The organism is Azospirillum sp. INR13 (genome assembly GCF_015390205.1).
Taxonomy (GTDB): domain Bacteria; phylum Pseudomonadota; class Alphaproteobacteria; order Azospirillales; family Azospirillaceae; genus Azospirillum.
The window spans coordinates 70,425-86,402 of the sequence record NZ_VUOI01000004.1; the positions used below are offsets into that span (position 1 = coordinate 70,425).

Annotated in this window: 15 protein-coding genes and 3 pseudogenes; 7 read left to right on the forward strand and 11 right to left on the reverse strand. The window is 66.0% G+C overall.

The window, feature by feature from the left end:
- Positions 1-89 precede the first annotated feature (89 nt).
- The gene (locus F1643_RS04875; protein WP_194911328.1) at positions 90-1,067 is read right to left on the reverse strand and encodes a mitochondrial fission ELM1 family protein; all 978 of its coding nucleotides are present in this window, start codon (positions 1,065-1,067) and stop codon (positions 90-92) included.
- 151 nt (positions 1,068-1,218) lie between these two features.
- Between F1643_RS04875 and F1643_RS04880 the strand changes: the two genes are divergently transcribed.
- Complete coding sequence (locus F1643_RS04880; RefSeq protein WP_149228206.1) at positions 1,219-1,788, forward strand: Lrp/AsnC family transcriptional regulator; 570 nt, start codon at positions 1,219-1,221, stop codon at positions 1,786-1,788.
- Positions 1,789-1,810: 22 nt separating this feature from the next.
- Here F1643_RS04880 and F1643_RS22305 read toward each other — a convergent pair whose 3' ends face one another.
- The 3 genes and pseudogenes from F1643_RS22305 to F1643_RS22315 all read right to left on the reverse strand — a co-directional run.
- A complete protein-coding gene (locus tag F1643_RS22305) occupies positions 1,811-2,449 on the reverse strand; it encodes a chromate transporter (protein WP_370540484.1) in 639 nt (212 codons plus the stop codon).
- Positions 2,450-2,646: 197 nt separating this feature from the next.
- Positions 2,647-2,838 (reverse strand): annotated as a pseudogene (locus F1643_RS24455) (chromate transporter); the annotation flags it as partial.
- A gap of 22 nt (positions 2,839-2,860) precedes the next feature.
- Positions 2,861-3,244, reverse strand: a pseudogene (locus F1643_RS22315) (chromate transporter); the annotation flags it as partial.
- Between the two features lie 83 nt (positions 3,245-3,327).
- Between F1643_RS22315 and F1643_RS04890 the strand changes: the two are divergent.
- Positions 3,328-4,257 (forward strand): dienelactone hydrolase family protein, encoded by a 930-nt coding sequence (locus F1643_RS04890; protein ID WP_255542429.1) that lies wholly within the window; start codon positions 3,328-3,330, stop codon positions 4,255-4,257.
- Positions 4,258-4,439: 182 nt separating this feature from the next.
- Here the strand turns inward: F1643_RS04890 and greA are convergent, their stop codons facing one another.
- Positions 4,440-4,913, reverse strand: a complete 474-nt coding sequence (greA, locus tag F1643_RS04895) for a transcription elongation factor GreA (RefSeq protein ID WP_063633617.1) — start codon at positions 4,911-4,913, stop codon at positions 4,440-4,442.
- Positions 4,914-5,009: 96 nt separating this feature from the next.
- A pseudogene (gene carB, locus F1643_RS04900) lies at positions 5,010-8,093 on the reverse strand (carbamoyl-phosphate synthase large subunit).
- A gap of 425 nt (positions 8,094-8,518) precedes the next feature.
- On the opposite strand from carB, the gene F1643_RS04905 reads away from it, so the two are divergent.
- The 5 genes from F1643_RS04905 to F1643_RS04925 all read left to right on the forward strand — a co-directional run bounded on the left by F1643_RS04905 (position 8,519) and on the right by F1643_RS04925 (position 11,580).
- Positions 8,519-9,346 (forward strand): hypothetical protein, encoded by an 828-nt coding sequence (locus tag F1643_RS04905; protein WP_194911330.1) that lies wholly within the window; start codon positions 8,519-8,521, stop codon positions 9,344-9,346.
- Between the two features lie 11 nt (positions 9,347-9,357).
- Positions 9,358-9,729 (forward strand): hypothetical protein, encoded by a 372-nt coding sequence (locus tag F1643_RS04910; protein ID WP_194911331.1) that lies wholly within the window; start codon positions 9,358-9,360, stop codon positions 9,727-9,729.
- Positions 9,730-9,891: 162 nt separating this feature from the next.
- Positions 9,892-10,590, forward strand: coding sequence for a polymorphic toxin type 44 domain-containing protein (locus F1643_RS04915; protein ID WP_206692343.1), 699 nt, complete (start codon positions 9,892-9,894; stop codon positions 10,588-10,590).
- Positions 10,590-11,018 carry a DUF5412 family protein gene (locus tag F1643_RS04920; RefSeq protein ID WP_206692344.1) on the forward strand — a complete coding sequence of 143 codons (429 nt, stop codon included), beginning with the start codon at positions 10,590-10,592 and terminating at the stop codon, positions 11,016-11,018. Before F1643_RS04915 ends, F1643_RS04920 begins: the two co-directional genes overlap by 1 nt.
- Positions 11,019-11,193: 175 nt before the next feature.
- Positions 11,194-11,580, forward strand: coding sequence for a DUF5412 family protein (locus F1643_RS04925; protein ID WP_370540485.1), 387 nt, complete (start codon positions 11,194-11,196; stop codon positions 11,578-11,580).
- Positions 11,581-11,702: 122 nt separating this feature from the next.
- On the opposite strand, the gene F1643_RS04930 is transcribed toward F1643_RS04925, so the two are convergent.
- The 5 genes from F1643_RS04930 to F1643_RS04950 form a co-directional block, all read right to left on the reverse strand.
- Positions 11,703-12,320, reverse strand: a complete 618-nt coding sequence (locus F1643_RS04930) for a NapC/NirT family cytochrome c (protein ID WP_194911353.1) — start codon at positions 12,318-12,320, stop codon at positions 11,703-11,705.
- Positions 12,317-12,841 (reverse strand): nitrate reductase cytochrome c-type subunit, encoded by a 525-nt coding sequence (locus F1643_RS04935; RefSeq protein WP_194911355.1) that lies wholly within the window; start codon positions 12,839-12,841, stop codon positions 12,317-12,319. Before F1643_RS04935 ends, F1643_RS04930 begins: the two co-directional genes overlap by 4 nt.
- Positions 12,842-12,855: 14 nt before the next feature.
- Entirely contained in the window at positions 12,856-15,357 is a 2,502-nt protein-coding gene (gene napA / locus F1643_RS04940) for a nitrate reductase catalytic subunit NapA (RefSeq protein ID WP_194911357.1), read from the reverse strand.
- 71 nt (positions 15,358-15,428) lie between these two features.
- The gene (locus tag F1643_RS04945; RefSeq protein ID WP_014246630.1) at positions 15,429-15,695 is read right to left on the reverse strand and encodes a chaperone NapD; all 267 of its coding nucleotides are present in this window, start codon (positions 15,693-15,695) and stop codon (positions 15,429-15,431) included.
- 10 nt (positions 15,696-15,705) lie between these two features.
- Positions 15,706-15,900, reverse strand: a complete 195-nt coding sequence (locus F1643_RS04950) for a periplasmic nitrate reductase, NapE protein (RefSeq protein WP_014246631.1) — start codon at positions 15,898-15,900, stop codon at positions 15,706-15,708.
- Positions 15,901-15,978: the final 78 nt, after the last annotated feature.

The window sequence follows — 15,978 nt, forward strand, 5'->3', positions numbered from 1 at the left end:
TCCCCGAACTCCGCAGGCAAAGGATCGCGCCGAAGGGGTGCGCGCATTGGTCGCGCCGCCCCATCTTGCCGCCGCACTCCGCCGGCCCGTTACGCCAGACCGTGCCGCTTCCTGTGCGCGGGCAGGCGGCGCATCACCTCCTCGGCGACGATCCGCGTCTCGTCCATCGGCTGATAGGTCCAATGGTCGAGCGAGCCGTCGAAGGGCCGGGTGATGCCGTCCTGGTACAGGCCGTCATGGAAGGCACGGAACTTGGGCGACCCGCCATCCAGCTCGATCACATAGACCGGCTTGCCGGTCGAACAGGCCTCCGACGTCATCGACACGCTGTCGCAGGTCACCACCACCGCGTCGGCGAGGCCGAGATAGGCGAAATAGGGATTCTCGCCGGTGCCGTCCCACACCTCCGCCGGCAGGCCGGACAGGCGGGCGCGCAGGATCGCCTCGTTGTCGGCGCCGGTGCGGCGCGACGGGGTGACCATCAGCCCGGCGCCGTGGGTGCGCGTCAGGTTGGCCAGCCGCTCGGCCACGTCGCCCATGATGGTGGGCGTCAGGCGGTAGACGCCGTTGTCGCCGCCGATCAGCACGGCGATGCGCGGATGCGGCAGATGGGCCAGACGCGGGGCGAAGCGTTCGGCCGCGCCGGCCAGGATGGCGGGCGTCACCCGGTGCAGCGCGCCGCGCGTCACCAGCACGTTGTCGGCGCGCAGCTTGTCGTGGCGCGGCACGACGACCAGATCGAAATGCCGCGGGTTCATCACCGGATCCTGGATCTGGACGGTGAAGGTCCGCCCGCGCGACTGGCGGCGCACCGCCAGCGAGACGGCGATGGACTGCCGGCCGGTGCCGATCAGGAGGTCGGGCCAGGGCGGCTCCACCGGATCGCCCTTGGGGCCGGCGGCGAAGCGGTTGCCGATGCGCCAGTAGGGGGTCAGCTGGCGCCAGGGGGTGCGCAGGCGGACACGCTTGATCACCGGCGTCAGGCCCAGCGCCTCGGCCAGCCCGATGCACTGGTTTTCCATGCCGGCCTTGCCGTCCGACACGACCCAGCAGGTCAAGGATTGCATGAGAGCTCGGATCGTTGGGCTGCGGAGGGGATTGCGGCGAAATGACCGCTATCCGGGTTGCTCGCCCTTGCGGGGGTTTCGGTCTTGGCGTAGACACCATGCCCGTGTAATATCCTTTCTCCAAATCATCCCCGGAGCGACCGAGTAAACCATGCGGCGGGTCAAACTCGACCGAATTGACCGTCGGATTCTGCGCGATCTGCAGAACGACGGCCGGATGACCAACGTGGAGCTTGCCCGACGTGCCGGCATCTCCGCTCCGCCCTGCCTGCGCCGCGTCCGCGCGCTGGAGGAGGCGGGATTCATCCGTGGCTATCACGCCGACGTCAACCCCGATGCACTGGGGTTCGGCGTCACGGTGTTCGCCCAGGTCGGCCTCAGCAGCCAGGCCGAAGCGGACCTAAAGAAATTCGAGGAGCTCGTCAACAGCTGGCCGCTCGTGCGTGAGTGCAACATGCTGGCCGGCGAATATGACTTCGTGCTGAAGATCGTGGCGGAGGACTGGGACGACTACCAGCGCTTCCTGACGACCAAGCTGACGTCGGCGCCCAACGTCGCCCATGTGAAGTCGGCCTTGTCGATCCGCACCAGCAAGCACACCCCCGGCGTTCCCATCGACGTCGATTCGCCCGACATCCCGGAAGGGACCGAGGACGACGAGGACGAGGATTTCGTCGAGGACGAGGCCGAGACGCCGCCCGCCCGCGCCACCCGGCGCTGAACGGGCAAGGCGTCAAGGCCTTCTACAGGGAAGATGCGGCGAGCGCCTGGAGCAGGCCCGCCGCGGCTCCCCCCAGGACCACCCAGTGGATCGCCACGCCGCGCCGGGTCAGGGCGTAGAGCGCGGCCAGCATGATCGTCCAGGCCCAGATCAGGCTTCCCGTGCCGTGCTGCCCGTCCGGCAGCAGCACCGCCATCCCCAGATAGACGCCCAGGTTCAGGATCACCCCCACCACCGCCGCGGCGATGGCGGCCAGCGCCCCCGCGGCCAGACGGTTGTGGATCAGCCGCTCCACATAGGGGGCTCCGGCGAAGATGAACAGGAAGCAGGGCAGGAAGGTGACGTAGGTCGTCAGCGCCGCCCCCAGCGTTCCCGCCACCTCCGGCGACAGCGCGCCCGGCCGGTTCCAGCCGGCGAAGAAGCCGACATACTGCGTCACCAGGATCAGCGGCCCCGGCGTCGTCTCGGCCAGGGCCAGCCCGTCGACCATCTCGCGCGGGTCGAGCCAGCCATAGGACTCCACCGCCTGCCCGGCGATGTAGGGCAGCACGGCATAGGCGCCGCCGAAGGTGACGAAGGCCGCCTTGGTGAACAGCGCCGCGATGCCGCGCCAGGGATCGGTTCCGAAGGCCAGCAGCACCGCCCCACCGGCACCGCCCACAGCAGGACGAACAGCGTCGCCAGGACCAGCAGCCGGCCGGGCTTGGGCGCCGGCTCCGCCGCGTCTTCCATGGCATCGCCGTCCGCCACCGGATGCGGGTGGGCGAACCAGTGGCGGCCGGTCCGCGCCGCGACGCCGCCGACCACCGCCGCGGCGCCGATGACCAGCGGGAAGGGCAGGTTCAGCGCGAACAGGGCGAGGAAGGCAGCGCCGGCCATCGCCACCGCTGCCGGTCCCTTCAGCGTGCGGCGGCCCATCCGCCAGACCGCGGCGACGATGATCGCCACCACCGCCGGCTTGATGCCGTCGAACAGCGCGCCGACCAGCCCGGTGTCGCCATGGGCGGCGGCGATCCAGGACAGGGCCAGCAGGACAAGGGCGCCCGGCAGAACGAAACAGCCCGCCCGCCACCAGCCCGCCGCGCACCCCGTGCAGCCGCCAGCCGATGTAGGTGGCGAGCTGCTGCGCCTCCGGTCCCGGCAGCAGCATGCAGAAGTTCAGCGCGTGCAGGAATCGCGTCTGGTCGATCCAGCGGCGGCGGTCGACCAGCTCGCTCTGCATCATGGCGATCTGCCCGGCCGGTCCGCCGAAGCTGGTCAGCCCCAGCCGCAGCCAGTAGAGGCAGAAGGCGCCGAAGGCAGGGATCGCGGCCGACGGCGGCGGAGCGGGCGGGGAAGCGGGCGGGGGCGGGGCGGGGACGTCGGTCATGGGGCCGCAGCCTAGCGCAAACGGGACCGCAACGCAGTGTCCACCATCGGGCAGGGCAGCCGCCGGAGACAATTGAGGGGCGGGCATGGCCTTCCGCGGCGCCGGGGTCTAATATTGCAACCGCGAGCGCCGCCGCCGTGGCCGGCGCAGGGTGTCGGGGACGCAGGAGAATGAAGGCTTCCACCCGCGGTCGCGCGGCTGTGTTGGGTGCGGCGCTGTGTGCCGGCATCGGGGTGCTCGCCGCCGGGAGTTTGACCGTTGCGGGGCCGGTCCAGGCCGCGGTCGGCGTGCACGCCGAGGAGATCGTCCGCTTTCCGTCCACCGATGGCGACCTGACCGGCGGGGCGCCGACGATGCTGAGCGGCCGGCTCCTGCGTCCTTCGGGCACCGGCCCGCATCCGGCGGTGGTCATGCTGCACGGCTGCGGCGGCCTCTATGCCCGCAACGGCCGGGTGTCGCCGCGCCACGTCTGGTGGGCGACCCACCTGCAGCGCCAGGGCTACGAGGTGCTGATGGTCGACAGTTTCGGCCCGCGCGACGTGGACGAGGTCTGCACCACAGCGCTGAAGGACCGCACCGTCCGCGCCACGGTGGAGCGCAAGCGCGACGCCTGGGGCGCGCTGGCCTTCCTGCGCAAGCGGCCGGAGGTGGACCATGACCGCATCGGCCTGATCGGCTGGTCGCAGGGGGCGGGCACGGTGCTGGCCGCCTACGGCGCCGGTGAAGACGGGCCGGCGGGATCGGAAGCCGGTGGTTTCCGCGCCGCCGTGGCCTTCTATCCCGGTTGCCGGGCGCCGCTGAGCGACGAGGACTGGCAGCCCGACGGTCCGCTTCTGCTGCTGGTCGGCGACAAGGACGACTGGACCCCGCCGCAGAACTGCGTCGAATTGTCCGGGCGCGAGGGGCGTGAAGGAGCGGATGGAACTGGTGGTCTATCCGACGCCTACCACGGCTTCGACGCGCCCGACGCCCCGGTGCGCAAGCGCAAGGACCTCGCCACCGCACCCGATGGAACCGCCCATGTCGGCACGAACGAAGACGCCCGCTCGGATGCGATCCGGCGGGTGACGGAGTTCTTCAGGGATAAGCTGCGGGGGTGAGGGGGGCTTTGATCGCCCTCTCCCGCCCCGGGAGAGGGAGGGGACCCGCCGCGAAGCGGTGGGGAGGGTGAGGGGTGATCCAAGAAACCAAAAGCATATGGTTCCTTGGACTACCCCTCACCCTTCCCATGCTGCGCATGGGCCCCTTCCCTCTCCCGGGGCGGGAGAGGGAGAGTAAAAAATCAGCGGAACTCGACCGAAACGATCTCGTACAGCTTGGAGCCGCCGGGGGTGGAGACCTCCACGCTGTCGCCGACGGACTTGTTGATCAGGGCGCGGGCCAGCGGCGCCTGGATCGACAGCAGGCGGTTCTTGATGTCGCTCTCGTCCTGGCCGACGATCTGGTAGGTCGTCTCCTCGTCCGTATCCTGGTCGGCGAGCGTCACGGTCGCACCGAACTTCACGGTGTTGCCCGTCAGCTTGGCCGGGTCGATGACCTCGGCACGGCTGATCTTGTCCTCAAGCTCCAGCACGCGGCCTTCGATGAAGCTCTGACGTTCGCGCGCCGCGTGATACTCGGCGTTTTCCGAAAGGTCGCCATGTTCGCGGGCTTCCGCGATGGCTTTGATGACCGCCGGGCGTTCGGTGATCTTAAGGTGCTTCAATTCCTCCTGGAGGCGGTTGAAGCCCGCCGCTGTCATCGGAACTTTTTCCATGTTCGGTCCATCACCGCTTGCAGTCGTTCGACCTGTCCAAAGCGACATCAAGGACGAAGACGGCGCGGAGGAGGTCCGCCGCGCCGTCGTCCGTCCTTAATACGATCCGCTAAGGTACGACTGCAACGGGGCGACTTCAAGGCTGCCGTTCCGAAGTGCGGCAATCGCTTCCACCGCCGCGCGTGCGCCCGCCACGGTGGTGTAATACGGAATGTTGTAGGTCAGCGCAGTGCGGCGCAGGCTGAAGCTGTCGGACAGCGCCTGGGCGCCTTCCGTGGTGTTGATGACCAGATGCACGTCGCCGTTGATCATGGCATCGACGATGTGCGGCTGGCCTTCGACCACCTTGTTGATGGTTTCCGCCGGGACGCCGGCATCGCTCAGCACCTTGGCGGTGCCCGACGTGGCGAGGATGCGGAAGCCCATGTCGTGCAGCTTCTGGCAGATCACCGCCAGCGCCGGCTTGTCGCGGTCCTTGACCGAGACGAAGACGCTGCCCTTGACCGGCAGGGTGACGCCGGCGCCGAGCTGCGCCTTGGCGAAGGCGAGCGCGAAGTTGTGGTCGAGGCCATGACCTCGCCCGTCGACTTCATCTCCGGCCCCAGCACGATGTCGACGCCGGGGAAGCGGGCGAAGGGGAAGACCGCTTCCTTGACCGCGGTGTGCGGCGGGGGTCGGGCCGTTCAGGGTGAAGGCGGACAGCTTCTCGCCGGCCATGACGCGGGCGGCGATCTTGGCGATGGCGGTGCCGGTGGCCTTGGCGACGAAGGGCACCGTGCGGCTGGCGCGCGGGTTGACCTCCAGGATGTAGACGGTGCCGTCCTTGACCGCGAACTGCACGTTCATCAGCCCGACCACTTCAGCGCATGGGCGAGCGCGTCCGACTGGCGGTTGATCTCGGCGACGGTGTCGGCCGGCAGCGTGTAGGGCGGAAGGGCGCAGGCGCTGTCGCCGGAATGGATGCCGGCCTCCTCGATGTGCTCCATCACGCCGGCGACGTAGACGTCGGTGCCGTCGCAGACGACGTCGACGTCGACCTCGATGGCGTCCTGCAGGTAGCTGTCGATCAGCACCGGGTTCTTGCCCGACACCTGCACCGCGGTGCCCATGTAGCGCTGGAGCCCGGCCATGTCGTGGACGATCTCCATCGCCCGGCCGCCCAGCACGTAGGACGGACGGATGACGACCGGGAAGCCGATGCGGCTGGCGACGGCCTCCGCCTCTTCCAGCGAGCGGGCGAGGCCGTTGGCCGGCTGCTTCAGGTTCAGCTCATGCAGCAGCTTCTGGAAGCGCTCGCGGTCCTCGGCCAGATCGATGGCGTCGGGCGAGGTGCCCAGGATCGGAATGCCGGCGGCTTCCAGCGCGGCGGCGAGCTTCAGCGGGGTCTGGCCGCCGAACTGCACGATGCAGCCCAGGACATTGCCCTTGCGCTGCTCGACCCGCACCAGCTCCACCACGTCCTCGGCCGTCAGCGGCTCGAAATACAGGCGGTCGGCGGTGTCGTAGTCGGTGGAGACGGTTTCCGGGTTGCAGTTGACCATGATGGTCTCGATGCCGGCCTCCTGCAGGGCGTAGACGGCATGGACGCAGCAATAGTCGAACTCGATGCCCTGGCCGATGCGGTTCGGGCCGCCGCCGAGGATGACGACCTTGCGCTTGTCGGTCGGCTCCGACTCGCACTCCGCCTCGCCGGTCCCGTCGGTCTCGTAGGTCGAGTACATGTAGGGGGTGGCAGACGCGAATTCGGCGGCGCAGGTGTCGATGCGCTTGTAGACCGGGGTGACGCCGGCCATGCGGCGGGCCGCGGCGACCGCGGCCTCGCTGGTCTTGGCCAGCTCGGCCAGACGGGCGTCGGAGAAGCCCATCTGCTTCAGCTTCAGCAGCCGGCCTTGTCGGTCGGCAGGCCGCCGTCGCGGATCGCCGCCTCACGGTCGGTGATCTCCTTGATCTGCTCCAGGAACCACGGGTCGTACTTGGAGACGGCCTGCACCTCGTCCACGGTGAAGCCGTGGCGGAAGGCCTGGGCGATGACCAGCAGGCGGTCGGGCGTGGGAGTGGCGAGCGCGCCGCGGATGGCGGTGCGGTCCGGGTTGTCATCCCCGCCGATCTTCACCTCGTTGAAGCCGGTCAGGCCGGTCTCCATCGAGCGCAGCGCCTTCTGCACCGACTCCTGGAAGGTGCGGCCGATCGACATCGCCTCGCCCACCGACTTCATCGAGGTGGTCAGCAGCGGCTCCGAGCCCTTGAACTTCTCGAAGGTGAAGCGCGGCATCTTGGTGACGACGTAGTCGATCGTCGGCTCGAAGCTCGCGGGCGTGGTGCCGGTGATGTCGTTGGTCAGCTCGTCCAGGCGGTAGCCGACGGCCAGCTTGGCGGCGATCTTGGCGATCGGGAAGCCGGTGGCCTTCGACGCCAGCGCCGAGGAGCGCGACACGCGCGGGTTCATCTCGATGACGATCAGGCGGCCGTTGGCCGGGTTGACCGCGAACTGCACGTTCGAGCCGCCGGTGTCCACGCCGATCTCGCGCAGCACGGCGATCGAGGCGTCGCGCATGATCTGGTATTCTTTGTCGGTCAGCGTCAGCGACGGCGCCACCGTGATCGAGTCGCCGGTGTGGACGCCCATCGGGTCGATGTTCTCGATGGCGCAGACGATGATGCAGTTGTCGGCGCCGTCGCGCACGACCTCCATCTCATACTCTTTCCAGCCCAGCACCGATTCCTCGATCAGCACCTCGCCGACCGGGCTGGCGCGCAGGCCGCCGCGCACGATGTCCTCGAACTCCGCCCGGTTGTAGGCGATGCCGCCGCCGGTGCCGGCCAGGGTGAAGCTGGGACGGATGATCGCCGGCAGCCCGACGAACTCCAGCGCGTCCATCGCCTCGGTCAGGGTGCGGACCATGCGCGACTTGGGCGATTCGAGGCCCAGCTTGTCCATGGCGTCGCGGAACAGGATGCGGTCCTCGGCCTTGGCGATGACGTCGCGCTTGGCGCCGATCATCTCCACGCCGAGCCGCTCCAGCGTGCCGTCGTCGGACAGCGCCATCGCCGTGTTCAGCGCGGTCTGGCCGCCCATGGTCGGCAAGAGGGCGTCGGGACGCTCCTTCTCCAGGATCTTGGCGACGACGGCCGGGGTGATCGGCTCGATGTAGGTGGCGTCGGCCAGACCGGGGTCGTCATGATGGTGGCCGGGTTGGAGTTGACGAGGATGACCCGGTAGCCTTCCTCGCGCAGCGCCTTGCAGGCCTGGACGCCGGAATAATCGAACTCGCATGCCTGTCCGATGACGATCGGACCCGCGCCGATGATGCAGATGGATTTGATGTCGGTGCGTTTGGGGCATGGGTCCGCTTCTCTGAAGTGTGGTCAGCCGAAAACCCCCCGGCGCCGGAGGACCGGAGACGGAGAGCGGGGATGGGCATGTCGTGCAAGGCCCCCTTATAGGGGGTTCGGGGCCGGGGGGGAAGGGGTGGCATGGATGTCACCCTCGCATGACTGAATCTCGGGCACGGCACTGCCGCCCCATGCGGGTCTTGAACCGGGCGGGAAAGGGACGCATCAATTCCCCTTCTCCCGTCTCGCATACCCTTTGGAGATACGCCCCGATGAGCCACGCATTCGCCAAGGACAGCCGCGCCTGCGCCGCCTGCGTCTCGTGGGGCGGGGAACGCGCGCTGTCGGAGGACAACACGCTGGTCTACGTCGCCCGCCACGGGGTGGAGGGCGAATGCCGCACCGCCAGCAGCCAGGACTACCGCCGCATCACCAAGGGCTATCACACCTGCAGCGCCTGGGCGCCGCTGCCGATGCTGAAGAAGCATGGCGGGCGGATCGGGCACACGGCGGCCGGCCAGGCGCATGCGCCGGTCACCGCCGCGGCCTCGCGGCCGATGCCGCCGGTGTCCCAGCCGGTGCCGGCCGCCGCCGCCTTCGCCGACGCGCCGGTCGCCACGCCGGTGCTCGACGTGCCGCCGCCGCCCTGCCGCGCCGACCTGATCGACGTGGAGCAGTCGCCGCAGGTCCGCGTGCTCTACACCCATTGGCTCCGGCTGAAGCGCAAGCGCCGCATGCCGCTGGCGGTCGAGATCGACACCGCCCAGGTGCGCGAGAGCGTGCCGCGCATCGCCCTGATGGAGCCGACCGCCGACGGCAGCGACTTCGTCTACAAATCCTGCGGCCGCGCCCTGCAACGCCGGCTGGACGGGCGGCCGACGACGCGGCGGGTGACGGAGTGCCATCCCGAACAGGCGGCGCGGCGCTGGCTGTCCGACCTGCGCCTTTGCCTGGAGAGCGGCGAGCCGCGCTGCCTGCTGGTGCGCGACGACCCGATGCTGCCGGGGGCGAAGTTCGTCGAGCTGCTGCTGCCGCTCGCCGATGTGGAGGGCGGTCCGGCGACGCGGGTGCTGGCCTACCGCCATGTGCCGGGCGGCTGAGGGAGGCTGCGATGAGCGACGGGCAGAAGGACGGAGCACCGCAGAATGGGCCGGGGCCGGAAATCGTCGGCGTCTGGCCGGCGGCGGTGTGGATCGTCGTCGGCGCCGGGCATTACCTGAACGACCCCGACCATTTCGCCGGCTGGAAGGGGGCGCTGTACTTCGTGCTGGGCACCGGCGTGGTGGCGCTGGTCGGCGGCATCGCCAGCCTGTCGGCCCGGCGCACCGTCGCCGGCATCCAGGAGCGACTGCTGAAGGAGGTCCGCCACCGCCGCGATTGGGCGAGCTGGTGGGTGGCGCTGGGTTTGCGCGGGCTGATCGGACTGGGCGAGGCGGTGCTGGTGACGCTGCTGGCGCTGTGGGCGGTGGCGATGCTGGGGTAGGCGGAGGGAAATCCTAATTCTGATCAGGAGAACGGGCAGTTCTTCAGATGTTGAGATTTGAATTTATGTCTGGACAAAGAGGTGTTGTGTAAATAATCCTATTCCAGGTGTGTTGTGATGGGGGCGGGCGTTATGTCCGGTCAACGGACAAAGGCATCGGCATTGGATGCTCTGCACGCGATGATGCGGGATCCGCGTTATTGGAATGCTGCGGATCCGGAGCGTGAGCGATGGATTGCGAAGGTGACGCGCGGGTTTGACGCGCTATATCCTGATAATTCCCGCCATGACTTTGCCGGACGTCCGAACGATAGGGCGGAGCATGGCGTTACAGTTCATGTCAACGAATACGTCCGAACTGTAAGCGGTGAGGATGTGCTCGTTTCAGAACATGAGCGCGGTTGGCCGTCCGGCAGCGGTCACGCTCAATCTCATGGTTACAGTCCGGGAAATGGCGTGCCGAAAGCTCCGCCGGGTGTGGATATCGATAAGAACATAAGGGAGGCGGAGAATCATTGGGCGCATACTGTCGTGGGTGATTTGTGGTTTTACGACCAAGTAAGGAATTATGGTCCATGGGATTATAAGAGGATATCGAGAGAATATGAGGAATTTGGAAATTTCCATTATGGCGCCGTCGGCGCCGCGATGGGGTATTCACTGGATACTCTTCAAAGAATGGCTGGCTGGTATCAAGTGAAAAACGGAAATAGTGATCCATCATGGGGGCTGGCGCCCAGTAAATTTGAAGCCTATCTTGGGATCGGAGGGCGCGCACCATTTGGAGATGATCCTGTCGATTATAATGATGTGGCGAGGGGTTATGAATATTATCTAATAAAATATCGATGGGGAAAGTGATGTTCAGCAGAATTGGTAAAATATGGCGTTGGATATGTGCTCTATTGATATTACTGATATCGGCTCCGATTATTGTTTTCGTGGCGGGGTATGTGTATGTCGAATATTTTTTTAATTTATGCGAGGTTGAGGAGTTTAGCAAAACACCCTCGCCAAACGGGAAAATGTCTGTAGTCATCTATTCAATCGACTGTGGTGCGGCAACCAAGTTTAACAGACGGGCAAGCTTGGCTCCAGCAAACAGGGACTTTGATCCGAAGATTGGCAAGCAATTCCTTCATGTACGGGGTGAGCACGACTTCCATGTCAGATGGATCGATGCGGCAACCGTTGAAATCACCGCCTCCGATGCCGCCGCTGCCTTCGGCGAGGGAAACATCGTTCAGAGAGAAAGCGCCATGGATGGAGTCGCCATTTCCTATCGGTGACACTATCTGTGTCGATAGGTGCATGCCATGCTGGAAAGTAAAAGGGATATATTCTTGCAAAAATGCTGACAAAATTTCTCTGATTCTGAGCTAACTATTTGGGTAAAAACACAACGCAGAGTGTAAATAGAAGAGTATGATTAAAAAATTGCAAATAAAGAGATCAATATTGGTTGTGGTTGGCGCGTTGCTAGGTATGCCGATATTGATATACACAATATTTTTCATCTATATCGCTTTTTTCTTCGATATGTGCCGAGTTGATAATCTTGGGGGGCGACCATCGCCAGATGGAAAGGTGTCAGTGGTCATCTATTCAGTCGATTGTGGTGCAACAACAGGCTTCAACACCCGGGCAACCTTTGCCCCGGCAAATCGGAAGTTCGATCCGGATGGCAGCAAGCAGTTCCTGTATGTGCGAGGACAGCATGACTTCCATGTCAGATGGATCGATGCGGCAACCGTTGAAATCACTGCCGCCAATGCCGCCGCTGCCTTCGGCGAGGGAAACATCGTTCAGAGAGAAAACTCCATGAATGGAGTCGTCATTTCCTATCGATGACGCCGTTGGTGTCGACAGGAGGCCGGCGGTGCGGTGGGCGGTTCGATAGCCTGAAAGGTTTCCCGTGAAACGCAAACAGCCCCGCTCCTTCCGGAGACGGGGCTGTTGCAGCAACTAGGGCCTCACTTCTGGCTGGTCTTCATGGTCCAGCCGGGCTCCACGCCGTGCATGTCGGGCAGGCGGTGGGCGATGCCCTTGTGGCAGTCGATGCAGGTGTTCTGGCCGGTGAACAGGTAGGTCTCGTGCATGTTCGCCGCGCGCGGGTTCTGCTTGGTGATGTCCATCGAATCGGCGCTGTGGCAGTTGCGGCATTCCAGCGAGTTGTTGGACTTCAGCCGCGCCCATTCGTGCTCGGCCAGTTCGCGGCGCTTCTCCTGGAACTTCTCGCGGGTGTCGATGGTGCCGAAGATCTTGCCCCAGACCTCCTTGGATGCCTGCATCTTGCGGGCGATCTTGTCGGTCCATTCATGCGGGACGTGGCAGTCGGGGCAGCTGGCGCGCACGCCCGACCGGTTGGTGAAGTGGATGGTCTGCTTCAGCTCCTCATAGGGATTGTCGCGCATCTCGTGGCAGCTGATGCAGAAGGCTTCCTTGTTGGTCGCCTCCAGCGCGGTGTTGAAGCCGCCCCAGAAGAGGACGCCGGCGATGAAGCCGCCCAGCGTCAGGAAGCCCAGGCTGAAGTGGACGCTGGGGCGGGCGAACAGCCGCCACAGGCACGTAAAGGCGGATCGGATCGTCATTTCTTGCCGCCTTGGGCATGGCCCAGGACCGAGTCGAAGTCGCGGAAGCTGTTGGGAACGATGGGCTGCGCGTCCGTCTGCTGGACGTGGCACTGGGTGCAGAAGTAGCGGCGCGCCGCCACCGTGCCCAGCGTCTGGCCGTCACGGTCCTGGAAATGGGTGACCGACAGCATCGGCGCCTGCGAGCCGGCCGTGTTGCGGCGGTCGTGGCAGGTCAGGCACTTGTTGATGTTCAGGTCGATCTGGTAGTCGCGGATGGCATGCGGGATCAGCGGCGGCTGGTCGGCGTAGTTGCGCACGCGCTTCTGGTCGTCGGTGATCTCGCGGTGGGTCGCCTCGGCCGGGACATCCAGCGTGATCGGATGGTTGGTGGAGGGGACGACGATCCCCCCCACGGTGCCGGTGCCGCCGGTTGCGGCAACCGGCTTGTCGGCGGCGACAACACCGGAGGTGACGCCGATGGTCAGGGCCGGGACGCCGGCCAGAAGGGCCAGCGCGGCGATCAGGAAACGGGTCTTCATGATGCCGGCACTCCTCAGGCGTTCACGACTGGCGTGATCTTGACCGCGCATTTCTTGTAGTCGGTCTGTTTGCTGATGGGATCGGTGGCGTCGAGCGTCACCTTGTTGATGAGGACCGTGTGGTCGAAGAAGGGGACGAAGACGAGGCCGCGCGGCGGCTTGTTGCGTCCGCGCGTCTCGACCCGGACCCTAACCTCGCCGCGCCGCGAGGTGATGCGCACCTCCTGTCCGCGCCGGACGTTCAGGTCCTTGGCGTCGTCGGGGTGCATGAACACCACGGCGTTGGGGAAGGACTTGCGCAGCTCCGGCACGCGGAGCGTCATCGATCCGCTGTGCCAATGCTCGATCACGCGGCCGGTCGACAGCCAGAACGGGTAGTCGGCGTCGGGCGCTTCGGCCGGCGGCTCGTAGGGCAGGGCGAAGACATTGGCCTTGCCGTCCTTGTTGCCGTAGAAGCGCATGCCCTCGCCGGCCTTCACGTAGGGGTCGGAGCCCTCGCGGTAGCGCCACTTGGTCTCCTTGCCGTCCACCACCGGCCAGCGCAGGCCGCGCTCCTGGTGGTAGAGGTCGAAGGGCGCCAGATCGTGGCCGTGGCCGCGGCCGAAGGCGGCATATTCCTCGAACAGGCCCTTCTGGACGTAGAAGCCGGCGTCCTTGGCCTCCTGGTTGTTGTAGTTCGGGTCGAGGTCGGACAGCGGGAAGCGGTCGACCTGACCGTTGCGGAACAGCACGTCGTAGAGGCTCTTGCCGCGGTATTCCGGCTTCTTGTTCAGGAGTTCTTCCGGCCACACCTCCTCGATGCGGAAGCGCTTGGAGAACTCCATGATCTGCCACAGGTCGGACTTGGCACCGTCCGGCGCGTCGACCAGCTGGCGCCACAGCTGGGTGCGGCGTTCGGCGTTGCCGTAGCCGCCCTCCTTCTCCACCCACATGGCGGTGGGCAGGATCAGGTCGGCGGCCAACGCCGTCACGGTGGGGTAGGGATCGGAAACGACGACGAAGTTCTCCGGGTTGCGGTAGCCGGGGAAGGTCTCCTTCGCCGTGTTCGGGGCCGTCTGCATGTTGTTGTTGCACATGACCCAGTAGGCGTTGAGCTTGCCGTCCTTGAGCATGCGGTCCTGCAGAACGGCGTGGTAGCCGATCTTGTCGGGGATGGTCCCCTCCGGCAGCTTCCAGATCTCCTCGGCGTGTTTGCGGTGCTCGGGGTTGGTCACCACCATGTCGGCGGGCAGCCGGTGGGCGAAGGTGCCGACCTCGCGCGCGGTACCGCAGGCGGACGGTTGGCCGGTCAGCGAGAAGGGACCGTTGCCGGGCTGGGAGATTTTGCCGGTCAGCAGGTGGATGTTGTAGACGAGGTTGTTGGCCCAGACGCCGCGGACATGCTGGTTGAAGCCCATGGTCCAGAAGGACACGACCTTCACCTTCGGGTCGGCATACAGCTCGGCCAGCGCCTCCAGCCGGTTCTTCGGCACGCCCGACAGCTCATGCGCCTTGTCCAGCGTGTAGGGCTCGACGAACTTGGCGAACTCGTCGAAGCTGATCGGGTCGGAGTCGTTGGCCTTGGCAGCGTTCTTCGCCTTCTGCTCCAGCGCATGTTCCGGACGCAGGCCATAGCCGATGTCGTCGCGGCCGCGCTTGAAGTTGCAGTGCTTCTCGATGAACTCCTTGTTCACCCGGCCGGTCTTGATGATGTGGTTGGCGATGTAGTTCAGGATCGCCAGGTCGGAACCGGGGGTGAAGACCAGGCCGATGTCGGCGAGGTCGAAGCTGCGGTGCTCGAAGGTCGACAGGACGGCGACCTTGCAGTCAGGATGGCTGAGACGGCGGTCGGTGACGCGCGTCCACAGGATGGGGTGCATCTCCGCCATGTTGGAGCCCCACAGCACGAAGGCGTCGGCCTGCTCCATGTCGTCGTAGCAGCCCATCGGCTCGTCCATGCCGAAGGTCCGCATGAAGCCGGCCACCGCCGACGCCATGCAGTGGCGGGCGTTCGGGTCCAGGTTGTTGGAGCGCAGGCCGGCCTTCATCAGCTTGGAGGCGGCATAGCCCTCGTAGATGGTCCACTGGCCGGAGCCGAACATGCCGACGGCGGTCGGACCCTTCTTCTTCAGGGTCTCCTTCCACTTCTGCGCCATGATGTCGAAGGCGGCGTCCCAGCCGATCGGCTGGAACTCGCCGTCCTTGTCGTACTTGCCGTCCTTCATGCGCAGCAGCGGCTGGTTCAGCCGGTCCTCGCCGTACATGATCTTGGACAAGAAATAGCCCTTCACACAGTTCAGGCCGCGGTTCACCTCGGCCTTCACGTCGCCGTGGGTGGCGACCACGCGGCCGTCCTTGACGCCGACCATCACGCCGCAGCCGGTGCCGCAGAACCGGCAGGGGGCCTTGGACCAGTTCAGCTTGGCGCCCTCGCCGGTGAGGATGTTGGCGGCCGATGCGGGCAACGAGATTCCGGCCGCCGCGGCGGCGGCAGCGGCGGCTTGCGCCTTCAGGTAATCGCGGCGGGACAGGAACATGCGATGGACTCCAGTCTTGGAGGAATTTCGTTCGGAATGGGCGGATGCGGCGCGCCTGGACGGCTGTGCCGTCAGGCTGCGTCGATCGCGTCCGCGGGTTCGTAGTGGTGGTAGACCATGGTCGTGGTGTGCACGCCGGGCACGGCGTTCAGCTGGGCGATGCGGTCCACCACCTCGGCGGCGCTGGCGGTGACCAGCGTCACGACGGCCTTGCCGTTCTCCGATGCGCACCACTCCAGCCCGGCGACGGCGTTCGCCGCCTCGCGCACCGCCTCGGTGCGGTCGGGGCTGTGCTGGATGACGAGGCTGGAGATGTGGACTTCGGGGGCGCGGGGCATGTCGGAAGACTCAGTGGGTGAGGAGCTGGTACATCCAGATCGAGAAGCCGTAGGCCGACACGGAGCCGATGGCGATCAGCGGCCAGACCAGGAAGGCGAGCCACAGGAACATCAGTCCCTCGGCCCGGCGGGTCGGAGCCGGATCGGATTCGGTCGCGATCCGATCGGACGGATGGGACAGGACGGGGGAACTGGTGGGCCTCATGGCTGCACTCTCGGTCGGTGCGGGAACGGATCGACCGATACCAAGGTATGGTCCTTAGGTACCGGTTTTCGGCCCTTA

Coding starts and splice junctions, on each gene's coding strand:
- F1643_RS04875 (WP_194911328.1), bottom strand. CDS start 1,067: ATGCAATCCTTGACCTGCTGGGTCGTGTCGGACGGCAAGGCCGGCATG.
- F1643_RS04880 (WP_149228206.1), top strand. CDS start 1,219: ATGCGGCGGGTCAAACTCGACCGAATTGACCGTCGGATTCTGCGCGAT.
- F1643_RS04890 (WP_255542429.1), top strand. CDS start 3,328: ATGAAGGCTTCCACCCGCGGTCGCGCGGCTGTGTTGGGTGCGGCGCTG.
- greA (WP_063633617.1), bottom strand. CDS start 4,913: ATGGAAAAAGTTCCGATGACAGCGGCGGGCTTCAACCGCCTCCAGGAG.
- F1643_RS04905 (WP_194911330.1), top strand. CDS start 8,519: ATGAGCCACGCATTCGCCAAGGACAGCCGCGCCTGCGCCGCCTGCGTC.
- F1643_RS04910 (WP_194911331.1), top strand. CDS start 9,358: ATGAGCGACGGGCAGAAGGACGGAGCACCGCAGAATGGGCCGGGGCCG.
- F1643_RS04920 (WP_206692344.1), top strand. CDS start 10,590: ATGTTCAGCAGAATTGGTAAAATATGGCGTTGGATATGTGCTCTATTG.
- F1643_RS04930 (WP_194911353.1), bottom strand. CDS start 12,320: ATGACGATCCGATCCGCCTTTACGTGCCTGTGGCGGCTGTTCGCCCGC.
- F1643_RS04935 (WP_194911355.1), bottom strand. CDS start 12,841: ATGAAGACCCGTTTCCTGATCGCCGCGCTGGCCCTTCTGGCCGGCGTC.
- napA (WP_194911357.1), bottom strand. CDS start 15,357: ATGTTCCTGTCCCGCCGCGATTACCTGAAGGCGCAAGCCGCCGCTGCC.
- F1643_RS04945 (WP_014246630.1), bottom strand. CDS start 15,695: ATGCCCCGCGCCCCCGAAGTCCACATCTCCAGCCTCGTCATCCAGCAC.
- F1643_RS04950 (WP_014246631.1), bottom strand. CDS start 15,900: ATGAGGCCCACCAGTTCCCCCGTCCTGTCCCATCCGTCCGATCGGATC.